Source organism: Staphylococcus agnetis (assembly GCF_002901865.1).
Taxonomy (GTDB): Bacteria; Bacillota; Bacilli; order Staphylococcales; family Staphylococcaceae; genus Staphylococcus; species Staphylococcus agnetis.
Map to the genome: position 1 here is coordinate 1 of NZ_PPQF01000081.1, position 4,872 is coordinate 4,872.

General features: G+C 36.0%; 5 protein-coding genes. 2 read left to right on the forward strand and 3 right to left on the reverse strand.

Annotation, left to right across the window (positions count from 1 at the left end; genetic code table 11):
- Positions 1–214 precede the first annotated feature (214 nt).
- A complete protein-coding gene (locus tag CD172_RS10990; RefSeq protein WP_103346380.1) occupies positions 215–1,351 on the forward strand; it encodes a hypothetical protein in 1,137 nt (378 codons plus the stop codon).
- A gap of 256 nt (positions 1,352–1,607) precedes the next feature.
- The gene (locus tag CD172_RS10995; RefSeq protein ID WP_060551747.1) at positions 1,608–1,865 is read left to right on the forward strand and encodes a hypothetical protein; all 258 of its coding nucleotides are present in this window, start codon (positions 1,608–1,610) and stop codon (positions 1,863–1,865) included.
- A gap of 43 nt (positions 1,866–1,908) precedes the next feature.
- On the opposite strand, the gene sdaAA is transcribed toward CD172_RS10995, so the two are convergent.
- From sdaAA to CD172_RS11010, 3 genes are read right to left on the reverse strand one after another with little or no spacing between them, the layout of a single operon-like run.
- Positions 1,909–2,808, reverse strand: coding sequence for an L-serine ammonia-lyase, iron-sulfur-dependent, subunit alpha (gene sdaAA, locus CD172_RS11000; RefSeq protein ID WP_037567795.1), 900 nt, complete (start codon positions 2,806–2,808; stop codon positions 1,909–1,911).
- Between the two features lie 15 nt (positions 2,809–2,823).
- Positions 2,824–3,501, reverse strand: a complete 678-nt coding sequence (gene sdaAB, locus CD172_RS11005; protein WP_060551745.1) for an L-serine ammonia-lyase, iron-sulfur-dependent subunit beta — start codon at positions 3,499–3,501, stop codon at positions 2,824–2,826.
- Positions 3,502–3,515: 14 nt separating this feature from the next.
- Positions 3,516–4,547 (reverse strand): PTS sugar transporter subunit IIC, encoded by a 1,032-nt coding sequence (locus CD172_RS11010; protein ID WP_037567799.1) that lies wholly within the window; start codon positions 4,545–4,547, stop codon positions 3,516–3,518.
- Between the last annotated feature and the right edge of the window lie 325 nt (positions 4,548–4,872).

Here is a 4,872-nt window from a genome sequence, read left to right on the forward strand (position 1 = left end):
AAGTAGAATTCAAATGAAAAAACACCACAAAATCTTTTGAAGTGATTTTTGTGGTGTTTTTCTTGGAAGCTGAAACCCTATGTCCCAGCCCCTTTTTTCGTTTTCTTAAAACGCATCGTATATGTCGTGACATGATGTTCATGCATTTGTCATTTTGTTTTTAAAGATATCAATAGTACAATGAAATTAAGATTATATAAATAGGTGATTTATAATGACTAACTGGGAAAAAGATTTAAAAGCGTTATTAAAAAATCAAAGTGTTGAAGACCGAGCGCAACTAGAAACCATGTTAAATTCAATGTTAGAACAAGAAAGTCCTAATCAATTTATTCAGTTGTTAGGCAACCCCACAGTTGACGCATTAAAACAACTTTGTAGGGAGCATCATATCAAAGGGTATTCCGCATTGAAAAAGGATGAAATAGCAACATTACTTATCACGTCCATCGTTACACAATCTTACTTTAATGAAGTGATAAATCAAATGAGTGAGGACCAACAACGTTTATTTCTTCATATCTTAGCGATGAATCAAAATGGAGAATCGATTGAAACAGATATTTCTTTTCCAGAATCGTTTTTAATTTTTGAAACGGAGCGAGATGAAAGAGGCTATCATTTATTATGGATACCTGAAGAAATCATTGCTCAAGTTGAAAAATGGGTTACACAACATGAGACGCTCAAACAATTTAAATTAGAGCAAGATGTGATTGAAGCGGCAACAAATCTATACGGACTTTATTCATTGTCTCAACTGCAACATGTCATGAATAAGTACTTAGAAAAAACGTATTCATTGCTTGAAATACGTAAATTGTTAAGACGTTTCACACGTTTAATGCCTCATACACGTAATTTTATTGTAGGAGAGGGCTATATTACGAGTGTTGGACTTGAGCTCGAACCAGATGAGTACCATCACTTCCTAAAAGATGCAAAATATTATGAGCCTGCAACGTTAAATGATTTGTTATATTATCAAACACATGTGTTTGGATTGGATGATGAAACGTACTTTAATTTTGTTTCATGGTTATCAAAAAATATTCGAGAAGACAATAAACTTAACGCTACTGTTGACGGTCTTACTGTGGAAATTCTTACAATGATGAAACATGCAATTGAATATAATATGGTTGCTGATGTTATGTATTCACTTGTACAAGATGGGATTTTACGTAAACGCGTCGAACAAACTGCTGCTAATAAGGTCAAACCAGTTTACATGAAAATGCGCAATTGGATTTACCACGGTCATACATTTGAAGAATATATGCACATCATAGATCAAGAAGAACGACATAAACACAGCAACGTTATCGATTTTAACGATATCAAACAATAAAAGCGATTTTAGGTGACATTCAACACTTTTATCTGACTTACACTTTAGAAAACAGATAAGAGTGTTTTCTTAATATTTGATTTAATTATTTGAAGCGGAATGATGACGCATCGTTCTTTAATATAAGAACTATTTCAATTCATATGGAATAGTATAGAAAATAATTAGATGTAAGAATTATCTGAAAAAGGTATCTTTTCATCTTTTTTCGTGGTATAACATGTATAAGGCCAAAAGGGGATAAGGGGTGAAATGGATGCTGAAAAAATTTGTGCTATTATTTATTGCTTTAGTCATCACGACGACGATTGCTGAAAACCTTTTAATTGCAGGCACGTGGCAATATCTTTTCATGCAATCTATTTCGTTAAGTATCATCATTTTCTTTATCTATCATTATATTGTTTTTACAGTGAAACATCAGCAAACGGATAGTGAGCAAGTTAAACAGACGCATCAACATGTTCATTCACAAAAAACGTATGACCCTCGATTGCTAAAAAAAGATAAATAGTATGAAAGCACCCGCAGTCCTGTCGACATGCGGGTGCCATTTTTTATGAGAAAACTTGTTCTTGGCTAGAGCTACCGAAGATTTTTTCTTTAATGGCTTGTCCGGTAGGTGTGCCAGCTAAACCACCTATACCTGTTTCACGTAATGAAGCTGGTAAATTTCTTCCAACTTTATCCATCGCCATAATGACTTCATCTACTGGAATACGACTTTCAACACCGGCTAATGCCAAATCAGCGGAGATTAAGCCATTTCCTGAACCGATGGCATTTCGCATGACACATGGGATTTCGACTAAACCTGCTACAGGGTCACAAACGAGACCTAATAAGTTACTTAAACTAATCGCAATGGCATGCCCAGCTTGTGCCGGCGTACCTCCAAACGTTTCAACGGCTGCAGCAGCGGCAATCGCTGATGCTGTACCGACTTCTGCTTGACAACCTCCAGTTGCACCAGCGACGGATGCGTTATTGGCAATAATCATTCCGCACATCGAGGCTGCAAATAGAAATTGAATCATTTGATCATTGTCTAAATGATGCGTTTTTTCTAATTTAAATAGGACGCCCGGAATCGTACCTGATGAACCGGCTGTAGGTGTTGCACAAATGATACCCATGGCTGCATTGACTTCGTTTGTCGCAATCGCGCCTTGTACTGCTGAGATCATATCGTGTCCTGAAAGTGCTTGATGTGTGTCATTATATTTTGCAACTTTAATGGCATCTTGTCCTGTATATCCTGTGACACTTTTTACGCCTTCGCCTGTAGAGCCTTTTTCTACCGCATCGCGCATTGTATCTAAATTGAGTTGCATCATATCAAACACTTCTTCACGTGAAAGGCCACGTGTGACCATTTCATGTTCAATCATAATTTCTGAAAAAGTTTTAGAATGTGTTTCAGCGTATTCGATTAATGCTTTCATTGAATCAAACATGTCGATTCCTCCAGACTATTGTATATATGAAAATTGTAAATTCGTATATTTTTGACGTATTTCTTCTAAGAGTTCATCTTTAATGGCTTTGTTTAAATGTAAAGCGAGTAAACAACGCTCTTGATTCATCGTTTTAATTTCTTCGTTAATATCAACACTTTTATCCACAAGGTCATTAATTAAGTGGTTGATTTCTGACATATTACATTCACCGTCAATCACTAATAAGTTCGGTGTATGGGATAATAATATACACATTCCATTGACATGTATGCTTTTCACTTTGAATGCACCACCACCGATAGAAATACCATTTAACTCAACATGACGTTCACCTTTATCAATAATAATGAGCGCACAGTTCGGATGTTCGCCAAGGCTTGACCCTTTTTCTTCAATGAATTCAAATGGAATGCCTTGATCACGTGCAATGGACGTAGAAGACTTGATACGAGCATCAAAGGTACTAAATCCTAACAGGCCGCCAATTATTGCTAGGTCTGTACCATGACCTTTATGTGTTTCTGCAAATGATTCATAATAATGTACACGAATGCGTTCGGGTGTATCTCCGAGTACCGCTCGCGCAGCTTGACCAATTTTAACTGCACCAGCAGTATGCGAACTTGAAGGTCCCATCATCACTGGGCCTATTACATCAAATGCACTTTGATAATCTTTTGTACGTGCCATACTTTATCGCTCCTTTAATTCATTTGTTTTGAAAGTTTGGGTGTATTTAAACTTAAACCGATTTGCTTTTTATTAATGAATGTTCCGATGATATAACTGAGTACAATGCTGATGATTGCAACGACTACGATTGTAATTACAGTTGATACAGCATCATTAAAACCTAAAGCTACAATCGGACCAGCGATAGGGGTTGCCATTCCTGGTTGATCTACAACGATGCCCATATATGTTATGAAGAGACCGTTGACCATGCCAACAATAGCATTTGTACCATAGAGTTGAATTGGATATTTTGCAATAATATCAATTTGAGTAAGGGGTTCAATTGCAACCGCAAAGGCTTTACCAGGATTACCGATTTTCAATTTTCTAAACATGACGAAATTAACAAACGAACTGCCCATACAGCCTAATGCACCAATCGCCATAGGAATACCTGTTAAACCAAGAAGGCTTGTGAATACCATTGAACTTAACGGTGTCATACCGACAACAGGAACAATTGCACCAATAACGAGCGCTAAAGCATAAGGATTATTATCACCTACAGCAGTGACTGCCGTACCAATTTGTTTAAGTACAGCGATGACACTTGGTGAAACGATAAATGCGATACCGTATGTGATTGCGGGTGATAACAATATCACTAAAATTAAATCTAAGCCTTCTGGAACTTTCTTTTCTAAATATTTAATACCAAATGCAACAAAGTAAGCTGCTATAAATGCTGGGAGTAATTTAAAGTCATAAAGGACTAGCCCAGTTAAAACCGCAAATACAGGATTCACTCCAAACTTTAAACACGTCAAAATACCCACAGCGACACCACTTAAACTTCCAGCAATTTCGCCTAATTTTGTAAAATATTCAATATGGAAGACGCCACCAATCGCATATTTTAAAAATGCTTCAGGTAAAAAAGTGGCACATGCTGCACCTGATAGTGCTTGTAGACTGACTTTACCGTTAGGGGCAAACTTTAGAAACAAAGTCATCGCTAGTAAAACTACAAGCAATGTTCCAATACCTAAAATAAAATCCATAATCTTTCCTCTTCTCTCATAAATATCATTTAGATAAGCGCGCTTATTTTCCAAATCAAATATTAGCTGTTTTTGAAAGCGTATGCAACAGCGACAATGAGATATTTAGTTGAGTGGTAATTCTTTTGGAATAGTATTTATAAAGAATTTTTTGAGATTGTGAAAAAATGATCTTTCTAAGCCTTATGATACCGCAACGCTGTGACGCTTTTTCACATTAAAGGAGTAAAATTATCCTTCAAATCTTATTAAAATGACATATTTGTGACCTTTAAAAGTTCTAATAATATTAATTTTCAGAAATAAACATTATAATTTTAAATGG